The organism is Hyphococcus sp. (assembly GCF_965228385.1).
Lineage (GTDB): Bacteria > Pseudomonadota > Alphaproteobacteria > Caulobacterales > Parvularculaceae > Hyphococcus.
On the sequence record NZ_OZ245810.1, the window covers coordinates 1,727,449 to 1,743,515 of the forward strand.

17 protein-coding genes are annotated in these 16,067 nt (G+C 59.7%); 12 read left to right on the forward strand and 5 right to left on the reverse strand.

Annotation, left to right across the window (positions count from 1 at the left end):
- Positions 1 to 3: 3 nt before the first annotated feature.
- The 5 genes from flgK to ACQK2Q_RS08065 all read left to right on the forward strand — a co-directional run bounded on the left by flgK (position 4) and on the right by ACQK2Q_RS08065 (position 4,873).
- Positions 4 to 1,473 carry a flagellar hook-associated protein FlgK gene (flgK, locus tag ACQK2Q_RS08045; RefSeq protein WP_425409230.1) on the forward strand — a complete coding sequence of 490 codons (1,470 nt, stop codon included), beginning with the start codon at positions 4 to 6 and terminating at the stop codon, positions 1,471 to 1,473.
- A gap of 6 nt (positions 1,474 to 1,479) precedes the next feature.
- Positions 1,480 to 2,478 (forward strand): flagellin, encoded by a 999-nt coding sequence (locus ACQK2Q_RS08050; protein ID WP_425409231.1) that lies wholly within the window; start codon positions 1,480 to 1,482, stop codon positions 2,476 to 2,478.
- A gap of 6 nt (positions 2,479 to 2,484) precedes the next feature.
- Complete coding sequence (locus ACQK2Q_RS08055; protein ID WP_425409232.1) at positions 2,485 to 3,597, forward strand: flagellar basal body P-ring protein FlgI; 1,113 nt, start codon at positions 2,485 to 2,487, stop codon at positions 3,595 to 3,597.
- A 632-nt stretch (positions 3,598 to 4,229) separates the two neighbouring features.
- Positions 4,230 to 4,586: a thermonuclease family protein gene (locus ACQK2Q_RS08060; RefSeq protein WP_425409233.1), complete on the forward strand. Its 357-nt coding sequence runs from the start codon at positions 4,230 to 4,232 to the stop codon at positions 4,584 to 4,586.
- A gap of 200 nt (positions 4,587 to 4,786) precedes the next feature.
- Positions 4,787 to 4,873 (forward strand): SEC-C metal-binding domain-containing protein, encoded by an 87-nt coding sequence (locus ACQK2Q_RS08065; RefSeq protein ID WP_425411134.1) that lies wholly within the window; start codon positions 4,787 to 4,789, stop codon positions 4,871 to 4,873.
- 33 nt (positions 4,874 to 4,906) lie between these two features.
- Here the strand turns inward: ACQK2Q_RS08065 and ACQK2Q_RS08070 are convergent, their stop codons facing one another.
- The 5 genes from ACQK2Q_RS08070 to fliF are packed head-to-tail and all read right to left on the reverse strand — an operon-like array spanning position 4,907 to position 9,257.
- A complete protein-coding gene (locus ACQK2Q_RS08070; protein ID WP_425409234.1) occupies positions 4,907 to 6,016 on the reverse strand; it encodes a FliG C-terminal domain-containing protein in 1,110 nt (369 codons plus the stop codon).
- 3 nt (positions 6,017 to 6,019) lie between these two features.
- Entirely contained in the window at positions 6,020 to 6,799 is a 780-nt protein-coding gene (gene fliP, locus ACQK2Q_RS08075; protein WP_425409235.1) for a flagellar type III secretion system pore protein FliP, read from the reverse strand.
- Between the two features lie 12 nt (positions 6,800 to 6,811).
- A complete protein-coding gene (locus tag ACQK2Q_RS08080; RefSeq protein ID WP_425409236.1) occupies positions 6,812 to 7,132 on the reverse strand; it encodes a FliM/FliN family flagellar motor switch protein in 321 nt (106 codons plus the stop codon).
- The gene (locus tag ACQK2Q_RS08085; RefSeq protein WP_425409237.1) at positions 7,125 to 7,727 is read right to left on the reverse strand and encodes a hypothetical protein; all 603 of its coding nucleotides are present in this window, start codon (positions 7,725 to 7,727) and stop codon (positions 7,125 to 7,127) included. Before ACQK2Q_RS08085 ends, ACQK2Q_RS08080 begins: the two co-directional genes overlap by 8 nt.
- Entirely contained in the window at positions 7,728 to 9,257 is a 1,530-nt protein-coding gene (fliF, locus tag ACQK2Q_RS08090) for a flagellar basal-body MS-ring/collar protein FliF (protein ID WP_425409238.1), read from the reverse strand. It lies immediately after the preceding gene.
- 167 nt (positions 9,258 to 9,424) lie between these two features.
- On the opposite strand from fliF, the gene ACQK2Q_RS08095 reads away from it, so the two are divergent.
- From ACQK2Q_RS08095 to flgG, 7 genes are all read left to right on the forward strand, one after another.
- Positions 9,425 to 10,081 carry a flagellar basal body-associated FliL family protein gene (locus ACQK2Q_RS08095; RefSeq protein ID WP_425409239.1) on the forward strand — a complete coding sequence of 219 codons (657 nt, stop codon included), beginning with the start codon at positions 9,425 to 9,427 and terminating at the stop codon, positions 10,079 to 10,081.
- A 14-nt stretch (positions 10,082 to 10,095) separates the two neighbouring features.
- On the forward strand, positions 10,096 to 10,677 hold the full coding sequence (locus ACQK2Q_RS08100) for a hypothetical protein (protein WP_425409240.1): 582 nt from the start codon (positions 10,096 to 10,098) through the stop codon (positions 10,675 to 10,677).
- A 3-nt stretch (positions 10,678 to 10,680) separates the two neighbouring features.
- Entirely contained in the window at positions 10,681 to 11,220 is a 540-nt protein-coding gene (locus ACQK2Q_RS08105; protein ID WP_425409241.1) for a MotE family protein, read from the forward strand.
- A gap of 138 nt (positions 11,221 to 11,358) precedes the next feature.
- Complete coding sequence (gene motA, locus ACQK2Q_RS08110; protein WP_425409242.1) at positions 11,359 to 12,228, forward strand: flagellar motor stator protein MotA; 870 nt, start codon at positions 11,359 to 11,361, stop codon at positions 12,226 to 12,228.
- Between the two features lie 5 nt (positions 12,229 to 12,233).
- Positions 12,234 to 14,543, forward strand: a complete 2,310-nt coding sequence (locus tag ACQK2Q_RS08115) for a hypothetical protein (RefSeq protein ID WP_425409243.1) — start codon at positions 12,234 to 12,236, stop codon at positions 14,541 to 14,543.
- On the forward strand, positions 14,536 to 15,252 hold the full coding sequence (locus tag ACQK2Q_RS08120) for a flagellar hook-basal body complex protein (protein ID WP_425409244.1): 717 nt from the start codon (positions 14,536 to 14,538) through the stop codon (positions 15,250 to 15,252). Before ACQK2Q_RS08115 ends, ACQK2Q_RS08120 begins: the two co-directional genes overlap by 8 nt.
- Positions 15,253 to 15,277: 25 nt before the next feature.
- The gene (gene flgG, locus ACQK2Q_RS08125) at positions 15,278 to 16,063 is read left to right on the forward strand and encodes a flagellar basal-body rod protein FlgG (RefSeq protein WP_425409245.1); all 786 of its coding nucleotides are present in this window, start codon (positions 15,278 to 15,280) and stop codon (positions 16,061 to 16,063) included.
- Positions 16,064 to 16,067 lie beyond the last annotated feature (4 nt).

Below are 16,067 nucleotides of genomic sequence, written 5' to 3' on the forward strand. Positions count from 1 at the left end.
ATTATGACAATCTCCCAGTCTTTATTGAATGCAACATCCGGTCTCGCCGCCGCATCGCGGCGGGCGAGCGTGACGTCAAACAACATCGCAAACGCCCTCACGGAAGGTTACAGCCGGCGCGAGGTCGGTCTGACCGAGCGTGTTGTGGCGGGCGCCGGCGCCGGCGTTGACGTCGCGGGCGTATCGCGCGCGACCAATCCGGCGGTCACCTATGAACGCCGGCTCGCGGATACCGAGTTCGCATTCAACAGCGCAACAGCCGGCGCCTTGACGCGGATCACAGATCTCCTTGGCGGGCCGGAAGACCCGAGTGCGCTTTTCCAGAAATACGCCAATCTCGAATCGGCGCTTAAAAACCTTGCCGAAACGCCGGACAGCGGCGCGCTGCAACAACAGGGCGTCACCTCTGCGAACGATCTCGCCGCCACGTTCAACAGACTGTCTGAAGCCTATCAAAAAATCCGGGCGGACGCCGACGCTGAAATCAACAATCGCGTCAACACCGTCAACGAAGCGCTGCAGCAGATCGAGGATTTGAACGCCTCTATCGGGCGCGGCTCCGCCAACGGAACGGACGTCACCGCACTGCTCGATCAGCGCCAGCAATTGATCGATACGGTCAATGAAAATATTCCGGTGCGTGAACTCCAGCGCGAAAACGGCAAGGTCGACCTGATGACGCCCGAGGGCGTTTTCCTTCTCGCCGGGTCCGCGCGCACAGTTGAATTTACGGCGTCTCCCGTCATCACGCCGGGAAACGCCTATGACAACGGGGCCGGCGCGCTTTCCGATCTGTCCGTAGGCGGAACGGATATTACACCGTTCGGACCGGGCGGGCAGTCCGCGAAAAGCGGCGCGCTTGCGGGCCTGTTTAATGTGCGCGACAATGTCGTACCCGAACAATCGGCGGCGCTTGACAGCCTGGCCTTTGATCTCATTGGCCGGTTCCAGGATCCATCCGTTGATCCAACGCTTAATCCGGGCGATCCGGGTCTTTTCACGGATGGCGGCGCCGCAGCGGACGTTGCCAATATTACCGGCCTTGCCGGACGCATCGCCGTCAACGCATCGGTCGACCCGGCGCAGGGCGGCGAGACCTGGCGTTTGCGCGACGGCGTTCAGGCCGTGATCCCCGCGGCTGCTGGATCGGAAGCTTTCGTGCGGGCGATGATCGCCGCCATGTCGGACTCGCGCCCGTCCCATGCAGCCTTGCAATCGCCTGGCGATCTGTCTGCGGCGGAAAGCGCCGCGCATCTGACGTCCCTCGCCGGCGGGGCGCGCGCTGTCGCCGCCGGCCGCGAAAGCGCGTCGGCAAGCCTCGCGCAAGGCTTGAAAGAGGCCGAAACGCTTGAAACGGGCGTAGATACGGATCGCGAGCTGCAAAATCTGCTCGTCATCGAACAGGCCTACGCCGCAAACGCGCGCGTGCTGCAAACGATCGATCAGATGATCCAGCGGCTGATGGAGATTTAACGCAACATGCCCTCCTACGGATTTCCCACGCTTCTTCAGTACAGCCGGCTGAACGCATCCATCTCTGACATTAAACAGCGCAGCGAACAGACGCGCGTTGAGATTGTCACCGGACGCATCGCTGATCTCAACGCAACGCTCGCAGGCGGGGTGGGCGACGCACAATTGATGCGCAAAGCCATCGACGATATCGCCGTTCAGCAGACATCCATTACCCGCGCGCTTGGCCGGGCGCAGGCCTCGCAACTCTCTCTCTCCCGCGCGGCCGACGGCGCCACACAGATCGGCGTCAATGTGCTTGACGCTGTCGGACGCAGAGATGAAAACGCAATCGGCATTGCAAGCACGCAGGCCGGACTTCAGCTTGACGCCGCCGTCGCGGCCTTTAATCAGCGCTATGAAGGCCGCGCGCTCTTCTCCGGCGACGGAGTGCAGCAAAATGCGCTCGCCGATTCCGATACATTGCTCACCGATGTGCGCGCTATCTTCGCTGGCGCAGCCGACGCAGCGCAGCTCGAGGCCGATCTCGACGCCTATTTCAATACGCCGGGCGGCGGGTTTGACACCAATATTTACGTCGGCGGCGCCGGCAATGCAGCGCGTACGGAAATTTCGGACGGCGAGCTTGTGAATTACAGCGCCAAGGCGGACGAACAGCCCGTGCGCGATCTGTTGCGCAGCCTTACGAGCCTGATCGTCGCCGAAGAACAGACCGGCTTCGCCGACCGCGACGCCGCGCTTTCCGCCGCTGCGACGGGTCTTATAGAATCGTCGAACGGCGTTGCGGAAATCCGCTCGCGCATCGGCGCCGTTGAAGAACGCATGGTCGCGGCGCAAGCCCGGCTTGATGCGGAAAACACAGCGCTTGGCGAGACCTACAACGAACGCACCGCGCGCGATCCTTACGAAGCGGCGACGCTGTTGCAGCAGCTCGAATCGCAATTGCAGACCTCTTTTATTCTCACCGCGCGCATCTCCCAGCTCACGCTCTCCAATTACATCTAGGGTTCCATGTTTGACCGTTTGAAAGTTTTTCTCGCCGCCCTCCTCGCCGGCTTTGTGTTTCACGCCGACGCATCGGCGGACGTGCGTTTGAAAGACATCGTCAATGTCGAGGGCGTGCGCGGCAACGATCTCGTCGGTTACGGCCTTGTTGTCGGTCTTGACGGCACGGGCGACGGCGTTCGGAACTCGCCGTATACGGAAGAGGCCCTGTCGAGCCTGCTCGAACGTCTCGGCGTCAACGTCCAGGGCGAGGATTTCCGTCCGCGCAATGTCGCCGCCGTTGTGGTCACCGCTACCCTGCCGCCTTTCGCGCGCGCCGGGTCGCAAATCGACATTACCGTTTCCGCCATCGGCGACGCCAGCAATTTGCTTGGCGGCACGCTGATCATGACGCCGCTGCATGCGGCGGACGGCGAAGTTTACGCCGTGGCGCAAGGGCCGGTTCTCGCCAGCGGTTTTTCCGCCGAGGGCGCGGGAACCGAAGTCACTTTCGGCGCGCCGACATCCGGCTCGATCCCTCAAGGCGCGCGCGTTGAACGCGAAATCAATTTCGATTTCGCCTCCATGCAGAATCTGCGTCTGGCCCTGCGCTCGCCTGACTTCACGACGGCGACGCGCATCGAGACCGCCATCAACGCCGCGTTCGGCGGGTCCATCGCGACGGTGCTGGACCCCGGCACAGTAGAAGTTTCCCTGGTGAACTCGGCCATGAAACCGGTTCACATGATGGGCCGTATTGAAAACTTGCGCGTTTCGCCGGAACAAAAAGCGCGCATCGTCATCGATCAGAAATCCGGCACGGTCGTGCTCGGCGCGGATGTGCGCATATCGCGCTTTGCGGTGACGCAGGGCAATCTTACAATTTCCGTGCGTGAAACGCCGGTCGTCTCCCAGCCCAATCCGTTTTCGCGCAATGGCGAGACCATCGTCCTGCCGGATACGACCATCAGCGTCGATCAAAACACCGAGCGGCGCATCGGTCTTGTGGAAGAAAACGTCGCCCTCTCCGACCTGATCGAGGGATTGAACGCCCTCGGCGTCGGCCCGCGCGAGCTTATCGACATCCTGAAATCGGTAAAAGCCGCCGGCGCGCTCCACGCCGAACTGGTGTTGATGTAACGCCACGCTAGAAGCCAGACAAACTGCCGGCGGAAAGTTGTACAACTCCAATTCCCGCCGCTTCTTCAATCGGCTCTCTGCAAGGCGTACAGCCTAATGTTGTACAACTCCGCCCGCTGGTTTTGTACAACATTTCCGACATGACAACCCTTTCTTTTTCTCCTTCGGCTGGCCTTGCGCTACTTAAACATTGCGCGTTTTTGCGGCGCAGCCTGGGAGCAACAACTTGATCCAGCGTGCATCATAAGGCCGCCAGAAAAAGCGTGGATATCTATCCACCATGTTTTTTTCCGTGCTATCATGAACGGCGCCCGCCCGTCCTGGCGCCGTTTTTTCCCGCTACGGATGATTGAGCCGCGCGGTCTTCCCTTTCCGGAAGTCTGCCGCTCCGCGCAATTCGCGATAATTTGTTAACCGCGCCGCAGGCCGCCGGGGATTAGCATGACGGCCAGCACCGGAAACGCCAAAATATGCCTCTTAAGAAATTGGATAACGTCCTCGCCTTTGGCCCGCTCCAGCGAACCCGATCGAAACCTCGACAACGGCCGCGAAAAAAAACTCGCCGCCTTCGCTTCGGCTTCGCGCATGGCGTCTTCCTGTTCGCCGTTTTCTTCGTCTTCACCAAAACCCCGATGGCGATTTCATCCGGCGGCGAGATTGAAGGCGTCGTTACGCGTGTCGTCGACGGCGACACTTTTTACATAAGCGGGACAACGACGCGCATCAGGCTTTGGGGTCTGGATGCGCCGGAGCGGGCGCATGCGGCGGGCCCGGCCGCAACGCGCGAATTGAAACGGCTGGCGGAAGGCAGGCGCGTGACCTGCAGGAAAGTCGACGAGGATCGCTATGGCCGCATCGTCGGCCAATGCTTCCTCTCTGACGGCGACGACATCGCAGCGCTTATGATAAAAAGCGGAACGGCGCGCGAATTCCTGCGCTACTCCGGCGGGTACTATTCGGCGGGCGGCCTCTTCGGAAGGCGCGAATAAAGGCGCCCTGGCGGACTTGATCCGGTATCCATGGCGGTCTATCCAGCATCCTTTAAAAATGGAGGGCGTCATGAAGAAGAATCACCGCATTAGCGACCTGCCCTGCTTTCGAGCCGTCGTCAAAACGGCGTAAGGGCTTCCCATCCGAAACGAACGTCAAGCGCGGTCATCGCACCATTAAAGGCGGCGAAATCGAGCTTTTGGAAAAGCTTGGCCGCAACGACCCGTGCCCGTGCGGGTCAGGACGCAGATTTCAAGCAATGCTGCATGCGGTCTGGCCGATATGACGGCGCCAACCGTGGAGAGTATTTTTAGGTAAGCTACTCCGCCTTCTCCGTTTCCGGCTCTTCAATCGCGTTCAGCTTGAACTCGCCGTCGCGCACGAGGCGGCGCACGGCGGCGGTGATTTCGCGCTGGGCGGCTTCGCCGTCAGTCTCGGAAGGCTCGTCCATTTCGGCGAGTTCTTCCTTGTACTGTTCAACCATGCGTTTGGAGATATTGCCGAAGAGAAACTCAACCGTTTCCGGCGCGTTTTTCTCGCCATGCTTGATCGCCGTGAGCAGCGTTTCGCGCTCAATGTCGCGCATGACGGCGGGCGCGCCATTGGCGGGCACGCGCGCATGAAGGTCTTCAAAGATGAGAAGCGCGCGTTTCACGGCCGCGCCCACTTCCGGATCGGATTCCTGCAAGTGCGCGAGAAACGCATCGCGTTTCGCGCCCGGCAGATTGTTGACGATCTCGCCCACCGCGCCTGTCGCGCCGCCTGCGCCGTCGGATTTGGCCTCTTCGCCGTCTCCCTCTTCGCCGTCTTCCGCGGCGCCGGGAGCGGGCTTTAACAAGTCTTCTTCCAGAACCTGCGCAATCGCCTCGATGGCGGCGGGCGACGGCGGTTTTTTGCGCGCCAGCTCGATCAGGATCTGCTTGGCGTAGCCGTCATCGGCCTTGTCGAGCACGGCGGCGGTTTTTTCATAATCCAGCTTGGCGAGAATGGCGGCGCCCACGGGCATGCGCTGCTTTTGCACATAGTCCGCCAGCACCTCATCGTCGAGTTTCTCCACCCGCTCCCAGACATTGCCGCCATCGCCGGCGCCGCCGTCAAGATCGGAAAGAATACGGTCGGCGCGTTCTTCGCTCGCCATCAAGCCAAGGACCCGGCGGGTTTCATCGGCGCCGCCGGCAAGATCGTTATTTTTCTGGTTGATCTCGGCGAGAAACTCCTGCGCCACCGCGTGCAGAAGTTGCGGCGGGACGGATTTCAATTCGCAAAACGCCTTGGCGAAGGTTTTGAGCTGCGCGTCGGAAATATCGTCCACCACCGCCGCCGCCGTTTCCGCCGACAGGGAGGCCAGAACGATCGCCGCCTTGTGGGACCGGGTGAACCAGGTCTCCATGGGCTGGGCGGTATCGACTTTTTGCAGGGCGTTCGCCATGTGTTACGTATATCCTCTTACCAGCGCGCCGGAAACTGCAACCCACCCATTCGTCAGCACAAAGAAGGCGACCTTGAAGGGCAGCGAGACAATCGCGGGCGGCACCATCATCATGCCCATGGCCATCAGGATTGAAGCAACAAGCAAGTCGATCACCAGAAACGGCAGCAACACCACAAATCCGATTTCAAACGCGCGCTGAATTTCAGACAGCACAAAAGCCGGCACGAGCAGCGACAGCGGCGTTGCGCCGTCTGCTGGCGTTTGCGTTTCAAGCGGTCTCGCATCCTCCAGAATATCGACAGCGCCGGGGTCGACCCGCGCCTCCATAAAGCCGCGAAAGGGGTCCATCGCCGCGCCGAAGGCGGCGTCCTCCGCCATTTCGCCGTTCAGCATGGGCTGCACGCCGGAAGTCCAGGCGTCTTTAAACACCGGCTCCATAACGAAGTAGGTCAAAAATATAGCGACGCTGACAATCAGCATGTTCGGCGGCGCCTGTTGCAGACCGACGCCCTGCCGCAAAATAGACAGGACAATGATCATGAACGGCAGGCAGGTCACCATCATGGCGATGCCCGGCGCCAGGGAGAGGATCGTGACCAGCAGGAAAAGCTGAATGATACGCTTGGAAAGTCCGCCGGCCTCGTCAACGGCGTCGAGCAAACCCGCCTCGGCGCCGACGCCCTCGCCCGGCTGCGGCGCGATCTCCTGCGCTTGCACAGGCGCTGCGAAAAAAATCGCCGCCGCCGTCAGCACAGCCAGAACTATTGCCCATCGACGCATCGCCGTTCCCGCCTAGTTATCGAATCCGCAGACTTCGAGAAGCTTCACGCCGATGCCGTTTTCATCGTCAGTGGCTTCGACCAGTTCGCCGCGTGCGATCAGCCGTTCGCCAACATAAATATCAACGGGATCGTCTATGCGCGCTTCCAGGTCGATAATCGCGTCCTGCTTCAGGTCAAGCAGGTCTTTGACGCACACTTTCGCGCCGCCGACCGAAACCGTAATGCGCACCGGTAGATCGAGAATATTCTTGTTGCGCAGCGAGGCTTCGTCAGCCGCAGCTTCGGCGATCACTTCGTCGTCTGCGACAACTTCATTTCCGGCGTCACTCATCATCGGACTCCTTTGAACACTCTGTTTCACAACCGAGCGCGTTTAATATTTCCTGAATCAATGTTTCCGGATTGCTGACAAATCCGCCTTTCGACCAGCGTGCGTCAATTGACGCCGGCGCGCAGGTTTCATCCACAATCAAACGGATCGACTGCTTTTCATTCAGCGATTTCTGATTTTGTTCAGACAGATGCGCAATCAAATCCGGATGCACGCGCAGTGTCAGCACGTCATCCGATTTCATCACGCGTTCCTGCGCGATAGCCATGACGTCTTCGAGCGCGTTGTTGCGCGCCAGCCTGGGGGCCGCCGCCGCAAATAACCTTCCGATCAGCGACAGCGCCTCCGCGCGGTAGCGCTCCTCGATTTCAGCGAGCATCGCGCCGACGCTGTCTGCAAACGCCTCATGCCGGCGTTCGCGATCAGCTTTGTCTTCCGCCATCCCGATGGACGCATCGCGATAACCGGCCTTGTACGACTCACATGTTGTATCAACGCCATGTGTTTGCGGCGTGCGCCCCGGCAGCACAGGATAATGCACGCCCCGCCCGCCATGTTCGTCTTTTTTTGAAAGCTGAAGCGACGTATTCGGCATCTAGGCCGCCTTCTCGGTGTCGCCGAGCCATGACTTAAGGAGGGTCGCGGTTGCTTCCTTATCGGCGGCGCTGGCGTCGCGCAATTCTTCAAGCGGCGACTTCGGCGCAGCCAGCTGCGGCGCGGCGCCGCCTTGTGCGTCAGCCGTCAGATCCGCCAGCGCTTGCGGCGATGCGCCGGCGACGTCCTGCGTCAGCACAGGCTTCAACACGAACATGCCCAGCACGATAACGACCAGCGCCGGGATAATGATCTGCAACAGCGACATGACGTTCTGCTGCGCCCATAACATAATCCCGCCGCTTTCTTCCGGCGTTTCAACGGGCGCATATTCGTGGAACGGCATTGATTTGACAGTGACGACATCGCCGCGGGCCTCTTCAAATCCGACGGCAGCCGTCACCAGTTCGCGGATGGACTCGAGTTCTTCCTGCGCGCGCGGCGTTGCGGCTTCGCCTTCCGCCGGCGCCGGCTCGTTAATCAAGACCGCCACATGAACACGCGAAATTGCCCCCGGCATTTTCTCGCGCTGGCGCTGCACTTCTGAAATATCGAAACGCGTCGATTCATTGGTTTCGGAGCGCGATGAACTGGACCCGGTCTGCTGCGCGCCCGCATCGCCGTCAGGCAAATTGCTGGCGACCGTCACCGCGCCTGTACCGCCGGTGCCGGATTCGCTCATTTCTGTTGTTTCGCGGCCCATCATCACCCGCGTTCCGGGATCGAGGATGCGCTCTGACACTGTCTCGCGCTCGCGATCGAGATCGAGCGATACGGTCACCCGCGCATTGCCGGGCCCGACCCGCGCTTCAAGCAGGTCCATCAAATTTGTTTCAAGCTTGCGCTCGCGGTCGCCGACCTCGCCTTCCGCCATTTCCATGGGATCGCCCGCCCCCGGCTTCAGGACGACGCCGTTTACAGAATCGATGACGCCCACCTGTTCCGGCTGCAGATCCGGCACGGCGAGCGCGATGAGATAGCGCATGGCCGTCGCCTGACTGACGTCAAGCCGGCCGCGGCTCATGGTGATGGTCGCCGACGCGCTCGGCGGACGGCGGCGGCGCGCGAATGACGATGATTTCGGCACAGCGATATGCACACGCGCAGAACCCACGCCCGGCGTCGCCAGCAATGTCCGGGCGAGTTCGCCCTCTTTTGCGCGCCAGTAGGCTGCGTCAAACATTTCCGAAGTCGTTGCAAAGCCGTTTAATTCGTCAAGCAATTCAAAACCCGGCTGACCCTGTCGCGGTAACCCTTGCCGCGCGAGCGCCATGCGCAGCGCATCGCGCCGCGGCTCCGGCACATAGATCGCCTCGCCGCGAACTTCGGCCTCCACATCCATCGCCTCAAGCGCGGAAAGCACGTCGCCCGCCGCCGATGCGTCAAGACCGCCATAGAGAAAAGCAAGACGCGGCTTGCTCGCCATATTCATGACGCTGGCGCAAACAATCAGCGTCGTCACCAGTACGCCGACCAGAATCGCCTTGCGAGAAAAAGAAAGTTCGTTCCAGACAGAAGCCAGTTTCAACATCACCACAATACCGTTTTGGAGGAGTCCTTGTCGTCGCCCCTCAACAATTGTGGTTAATTTCTATGTTCTTGATTAATTTTGAGTTTACGAATGCATGCCTATTGTGCCGCTGAACATTAATGAACAATGCGCGATTAACGCGCGTGACGCGCAAGCAGGCGAAACACGTGGCCGATAAAGAAAAAGCAGCGGAGGAAGCGCCGGAAAACGGTGAAGACGCCGAACAGCCCAGGAGGAAGGGTCTCGGCCTCATCCCGATGATTATCGGCGCCGTTGCCGCCGCCGGCGCGGCAGCGGGCGCGGCATTTGTGTTGGCGCCGGCGCCGGGCGGAGACGCACCCGAACACGCCAGCGCTGACGGCGCGCATGAAGGCGAAGCCGGCAAGGAAAACCACGACGGCGCCAAAGGCCATGACGAAAAAAAGGCCGGCAAGGAAAAGAAAAAGAAAAAGAAAAAAGGCGGTCACGGCAAAAAAGGCGGTGAAGGCGACGTCAAGGCGATCGGTCAAATTCAACACAGTGAATACGCAACTTTTTTGGTTCTGGACCCGATTATCGTCTCGATACAGCCGATCGGCAGGTCAAAGCACCTGAAGATTTCACTCGTGCTTGAAACAGGCGAAGAAGACGCCGCAATGCTGTTGGAGAACGGATTTTACGTCAAAGACGTGCTCAACACATTCTTGCGCTCCGTCGATGCTTCCGTTTTGGAAGACCCGGCGGCGATGTCGCGTCTGCGCGCGCAAATCCTGCGCCGGATTCGCGCCATCGTTCCGGGCGCACATGTCGAAAATGTTCTTATTACTGAATTTGTTTTAACGTAGACGGGGCAAGGCCAATGGAAATGATCGTCAATTTTATGCTGCTTGCAGCCTCAGGCGCAGCGACATTTTACTGCTTCATTCTGAGCCGGAAACTTGAAGCGCTGAAGAACACCGAAAAAGGCCTTGGCGCGACAATCGCCACCATGTCCCATACGGTCGATCAGGCGCGCTCAACCGTCGCACTGGCGAAAGAGTCGAGCGCGCAGAGCGTTTCCGAACTGACGCCGCTGATCGAGGAAACAAAGGAAATCCTGCCGCAGCTTACTGAAATGATTGATGTCATCAGCGAGCTGGCGGAAATCGCCATCCGCGACGTCAACGACGCGTCGGCCAAGGGTTCCGCCGCATTGGACGAGCGTCTCGCCAAGGCGCGCGCGCTTCAGGAACGACTGGACCAGCAGATCGATTTCTTCCTGGTGGACGATCCCGACCCAGACGGGCCGGGCGGCGGGCGCACGCCTGACGATCATGACGATGTGGTCGCCTATCTCGACGACGAAGACGAGCCCGCACCGAAAAAACAGCGTCAATCCAAAATTTCCGCGGCGCTGATGAACGCCCGCAACCAGCGGCAAATGAAGAAACTCGCCGGCTAGGTCATGAAAACAAGAGCACTTTTCGTTCTGGGTCTCATCTTTTGCGGGTCCTTCATCGGCCGCATCGCCGTTATGGCGTCGGACGCCGCCAGTGCTGATGCGCCGGCGGATCCGGCGCAGCAGGCCGGCGCGCCGGCGGATGCCTGTATCGGCGGCGAGCTTGCCGCTGCAGTGAAAGACCGCATGTCGGCCCTCGACGGTCGCGAGAGGAAAATCGCCGACCGCGAAGCCGAGCTCAAAACCTACGAACGCCAGGTCGACAAACGCCTCGCCGAACTGGAAGAGGCCAACAACAAACTTCAGACGAGCATCAAGATCGTTCAGGATGCGCGCAACGCCGACATCCAGAAACTGGCGGCCATCTACGCCGGCATGAAACCGGCGCAGGCCGGCGGTATCATTAATGAAATGGACGCAAAGTTCGCCGCTGGACTGATTTCATCGATGAATAGCGAGCAGGCCGCGCAGATCGTCGCCAATATGGATTCGCAAAAGGCGTATCTCGTCAGCGTTATCCTGGCGAACAGAACGCAGGGCGAATAAATTCTCGCTCTGGTTGGGCGGCGAAAAATCATTCCCGGAATGAAAAAATACGAACACGGGTTTCAGTGAAGATTAACTTCTCCGTGAAACACTCGTTAAGCGAGTCGTTAAACTTTTACGCTTTAAAATCGTGGGATCATGGGCAGTATACTCGGTATAATCATAACGCTTGGCATGGTGTTCGGCGGTTATCTGATCGCGGGCGGCAAGATGGAAATCATCATGCATTCCCTGCCCTATGAGATCATGATTATCGGCGGCGCGGCCATTGGCGCGTTTTTTGTCGGTAACAGTTTCGCCGTCATCAAGCAGGCTGGCGGCGATATCGTCAAAGCCCTGACCGGACCAAAATGGAAGCGCGCAGACTATCAAGACCTGCTTTGCTTGATGTACGAACTATTGCGCGTCGCCAAGGAAAGCCCCGTTCAGGCCGAAGCGCATATTGAAAACCCTGAAGAATCCGCGATTTTTTCACGCTATCCGAAAATCGCGCAAGATCACGAAGCCGCCGACATTATCTGCGACACGATCCGCTCTATCCTGATGAATTTCGACAACCCCCATCAGGTTGAGGATTTGCTCGAAAAACAGCTCGACACATTGCATGAAGAAAGCCTGCATGGCGGCCACGCCCTGCAAAACATGGCTGACGCGCTGCCCGCGCTCGGCATTGTCGCCGCCGTACTTGGCGTCATCAAAACCATGGCCTCGATCGACAAGCCGCCTGAAGTGCTGGGCCAGATGATCGGCGGCGCGCTGGTTGGAACGTTCCTCGGGGTCTTTCTCGCCTACAGCCTTGTGGGTCCGCTCGCCGCGAAAATCATGGCGGTGCGCGAGGAAGAGGCCCGCTTTTATCAACTGATCCGCGAAACGATCGTCGCGCATCTGCAAATGCATTCGCCGCAAATGTGCGTGGAAGTCGCCCGCCGTAATATCCCAAGTCACGACAGACCCAATTTCAGCGAAGTCGAAGAAGCGCTGAAAGCGCTGAAAAAGGAAGCCGCCTGATCATCATGCTCCGCGCAATATTCATATTCGTAATGGTGCTGTTTCCGGCCGCCGCACCGGCGTCGGAAACATTGCCCGTTCGCGCAGGCGAGCACGGCGAATATTCGCGGCTTGTCATTCCCGCTGCGCCAGAAGACTGGCGTATTGCAACGTCGGACCGCAAGGTCGAGATCGCCCTGCCCGGCAAGGATTACGAATTCGAGCTTTCGGACATCCTGGAAAAACGCAAAGCCCACCGCGTTTTATCCGCGCGTGTGGTGGATAGCGCCGAAACGCGATCGCTTGTTTTAACGCTCACCTGCGATTGTCCTGTGCGCACCTCCAAGGGCGATGAAGGCTTGATCGTCATCGATATTTTCAACGACGGCCCCACGCCGCTGGTTCCCGCTGACCCGCAGACAGGGCCGACGCAAGCCATGCTGCAGGCGGCGAACCAGGAGCAATCCGCAGAAACTTCCACATCTGAATCCATGCGCGCCGCGCGCGACCGCATGATCGCCCTTCTCGCGGAAGCCCGTCACCAGGGCGTCGTGCAGCTCAAGATTGATGAAGAAGATGAAACCAAAAACGACATTGCGCAAAACACTCAACCAAATGCAGCAGTGGAGCCAGCGCAAGCTTCGTATACGGCGCCTGAATTCGATCCAGCGCCGTCGCGCGACGCGCCGCTCACGCACGAGACGCGCCTTGACCCGCCGCAAATAACGCCGGCGGTAAATGGTTCCGACGCGGATTGTATCGATCCATCCGTCTTCTATAACGCAGCCGGTGACGCCGGGGTGCTGGATTATTCATCCATCGCGTCGTTGCGCCAGCAGTTTGAAACGTCAACTGATCCTTCCGAACGAGATGATCTCGCGCGCGCGTTAGCGCTCGGATATATTCATATCGGGTTTTTTGAAGAAGCCTACGCGATTGCAGGGCCGCGCGCGTCCGGCGGCGATCACGATATGGCGGCCGCCGCCGCTGTCGCCAACCTTGCGGCGGGCGCCGCGCGCCGCGCCCATGAAACGATTGCGCCATACACAAGCTGCGGGCCGTTTTTTGAAATGCTGACGGCGGCGGCGGCGCGCGCGGAAGATGAAACCGCCCCGGCCATGACCGACGCGCATATTGAATCCCTCAATATGCTGACGCGCGCAGCACGCGGGCCAGTGGCGGAAACGCTGGCGCTCAACGCCGTTGAACGCGGCGATGAGACCCTGGCGCGCGTTGTTTACGCCATCGCCAAAGAAGCGCGCAATGGCGAGCAATCACCGGCGCTTGCAATTCTGGAAAAGGCATTGGGCGCGCCCGGCGAGGAAACGGCGGCCAAACTCAAAGCACAGATTACCGAAACGGCGCAAACGCCCGGCCCGTTGCAGAGCAAGGCGCTCGCCCTTTTGTCGGAAGATTATGAAAAACAGGCGCAGATCGCCTATGAAGGATTTCTCGACGATCTGGCGCAGCAGACCGCAAAGCGGGAAATGAGCGTTTCTGATGCGCGCGCTTCTTTTTCAGGCGCCAAAGCGCTTGCAGCCGCGGGGCGTCTTGGCGAGGGCGTGGCTGTCCTGAACGCATCGGCGCAGTCCGCGCCCGGCGCCGCGCCGGCTGCTCAAGCCGTCGCCCGCTCCATGATTATCGATGCGCTTCTCGCCGACGATGAAACGCGCCTGAAAGCGATCAAATCCTATTTTCAGCATCAGGAGTTTGTTGGCGGCGAAGGCGGATCTGAAGTCAGCCTCGCCGTGGCGCGCGAATTGTCCGGCTTCGGCGCGAAATATCTGGTCGAAGACGCGCTGCGCGATGTTCCCGCATCATGGTCCGCAGATATCAATCTCATCAAGGCGCAAACAGCGCTGAACGCCGGAGACCCTTCGGCGGCGCTCGAATTTACAGCGCAGGCGCCTGAAACGGCGGCTTTGCTCGCGCTGAACGTCAAAGCGCATGAACGTCTGGGCGACAGCGCCGGCGCGCTCGCCGCGGTCAAGAATGCAGTGAAAAAAGACGCCGCCAGCGACGCTATGAGCCGCGCAGCCTGGCGCGGACAGGACTGGCCGCTCGCCATGGAGGCTTTTGCAAAGTCGCCTGCGAAAGATCGGACAAAGGGCGCCGCGGCGCGTATTTCACTGGCCGCGCTCAATGCAGGGCTGAAATCCATACCTGCAACGGCGCGTGAGGCGCTTTCACAGGACGCCGGCATGCTCGCGGCCATCACCCATATGTTCGCGCCGGCGCCGGCCGTGAATGTGCGCGCCATCGACGTCCTCGCCGATTATTCCACCGGCGTCGCACGAGAAACAAACTTCATGCAGGAAGGATTGGGCGATGAATAACACCAGTTATGTCGCGCTATCGAAACAGGCGGGGCTCGCCAAAGAACTGACGAGCATTGCGAACAATGTCGCAAACGCCGACACCGCCGGTTTTCGCCGCGAGAGTTTCGTATTTTCCGAATATGTCCGCATGCTGGAGCCGCAGGACAGATCATTGTCGCAATCGAATGTCGGCGGCCGCTTTTTTGACGCGACGCCGGGCGCGATTGTCAAAACCGGATCGCCCTACGACTTAGCCATTCAGGGCGAAGGCTATTTCCAGGTGCAAACGCCGAATGGCGAGCGCCTCACCCGCGCCGGCTCCTTCGCCCTCGACCGCGAAGGCCAGTTGACGACGCCAGAAGGATATCTCGTGCTTGGCGAAGGCGCATCGCCGATCGCGGTGCCGCAAAATGCAACGACAATCATAATCGCGGAAGACGGCTCTATCGCGGCGGACGGGCAGCCCGTCGGTCGCGTCGGCCTTGTCAACGCCGATCCCACGACCCTGATGCGCGAAGGCGGCAACCTGATGCGCTCAACAGGCGACTTGGAGCCCATTGAAAATCCGAAAATGCAACAGGGTTATATCGAAGAGTCGAATGTCAACCCGGTGCTTGAGATCGCGCGTCTGATTGAAGTCCAGCGCGCTTACGAGATGGGTCAGAAATTGTTGAAAGATGAAGACGAACGGATATCGAAAACCGTCGAAGCCATGAGAACACGGTAAAAGATTTTTATAAGGAGGGTTTGATATGCAAGCCTTGAGAATCGCAGCTACGGGCATGGACGCGCAACAAACGCGCGTTGAAGTCGTTTCGAACAATATCGCGAATATGAGCACGACGGCGTATTCAACGCGCCGCGCTGAATTCGCTGATCTGCACTATCAGCAATTGCGCGCGCCGGGCGCGATTTCCTCATCCACGGGGCTGGTCGCGCCTTCAGGCGTTGAGCTGGGTCTCGGCGTGCGCACGGCGGCGGTTTCCGTCAACCACGAACAGGGTCCCTTGCGCCAGACCGGCGGCGATCTTGATCTCGCGGTTGAGGGGCGCGGCATGTTCGAGGTGACCCTGCCCTCCGGCGACCCGGCCTACACGCGCGACGGCAGTTTCAAGCGAACTGGCGAAGGTCTCGTCGTGACGTCCGACGGCTATCCGCTGGCCGGGAATATTACAATTCCCGAAGACGCAAGATCCATCACCATCAACAATGACGGCGAAGTCTACGCCTATTTTGACGGCCAGACCGGCGGACAGCTGGTCGGTACGCTGACATTGACCTTGTTCGTCAACGAAAAAGGCCTTGAAGCATTGGGCGGCAACCTCTTCCGCGAAACCGAGGCCTCAGGCGCGCCCATTCCCGGCGAACCGCAACTCGACGGCCGCGGCGCCATCCGCCAGGGGTTTCTTGAAGATTCATCCGTCGATGTCGTGCAACAGATCGCCGACCTTATCGAGGCGCAGCGAGGTTACGAACTGAACTCGAAAGTCATTTCCGCCGCCGACCAGATGCTCGGCTCAACGACGCAGATACGGTAATCGC

Bases quoted from the DNA above. Each gene is read 5' to 3' on its own strand.
- ACQK2Q_RS08100 (WP_425409240.1), top strand. From the start codon at position 10,096: ATGGAAATGATCGTCAATTTTATGCTGCTTGCAGCCTCAGGCGCAGCG.
- ACQK2Q_RS08115 (WP_425409243.1), top strand. From the start codon at position 12,234: ATGCTCCGCGCAATATTCATATTCGTAATGGTGCTGTTTCCGGCCGCC.
- ACQK2Q_RS08080 (WP_425409236.1), bottom strand. From the start codon at position 7,132: ATGAGTGACGCCGGAAATGAAGTTGTCGCAGACGACGAAGTGATCGCC.
- ACQK2Q_RS08060 (WP_425409233.1), top strand. From the start codon at position 4,230: ATGGCGATTTCATCCGGCGGCGAGATTGAAGGCGTCGTTACGCGTGTC.
- motA (WP_425409242.1), top strand. From the start codon at position 11,359: ATGGGCAGTATACTCGGTATAATCATAACGCTTGGCATGGTGTTCGGC.
- ACQK2Q_RS08055 (WP_425409232.1), top strand. From the start codon at position 2,485: ATGTTTGACCGTTTGAAAGTTTTTCTCGCCGCCCTCCTCGCCGGCTTT.
- fliP (WP_425409235.1), bottom strand. From the start codon at position 6,799: ATGCGTCGATGGGCAATAGTTCTGGCTGTGCTGACGGCGGCGGCGATT.
- flgK (WP_425409230.1), top strand. From the start codon at position 4: ATGACAATCTCCCAGTCTTTATTGAATGCAACATCCGGTCTCGCCGCC.
- ACQK2Q_RS08085 (WP_425409237.1), bottom strand. From the start codon at position 7,727: ATGCCGAATACGTCGCTTCAGCTTTCAAAAAAAGACGAACATGGCGGG.
- fliF (WP_425409238.1), bottom strand. From the start codon at position 9,257: ATGTTGAAACTGGCTTCTGTCTGGAACGAACTTTCTTTTTCTCGCAAG.
- ACQK2Q_RS08050 (WP_425409231.1), top strand. From the start codon at position 1,480: ATGCCCTCCTACGGATTTCCCACGCTTCTTCAGTACAGCCGGCTGAAC.
- ACQK2Q_RS08120 (WP_425409244.1), top strand. From the start codon at position 14,536: ATGAATAACACCAGTTATGTCGCGCTATCGAAACAGGCGGGGCTCGCC.
- ACQK2Q_RS08070 (WP_425409234.1), bottom strand. From the start codon at position 6,016: ATGGCGAACGCCCTGCAAAAAGTCGATACCGCCCAGCCCATGGAGACC.
- ACQK2Q_RS08105 (WP_425409241.1), top strand. From the start codon at position 10,681: ATGAAAACAAGAGCACTTTTCGTTCTGGGTCTCATCTTTTGCGGGTCC.
- flgG (WP_425409245.1), top strand. From the start codon at position 15,278: ATGCAAGCCTTGAGAATCGCAGCTACGGGCATGGACGCGCAACAAACG.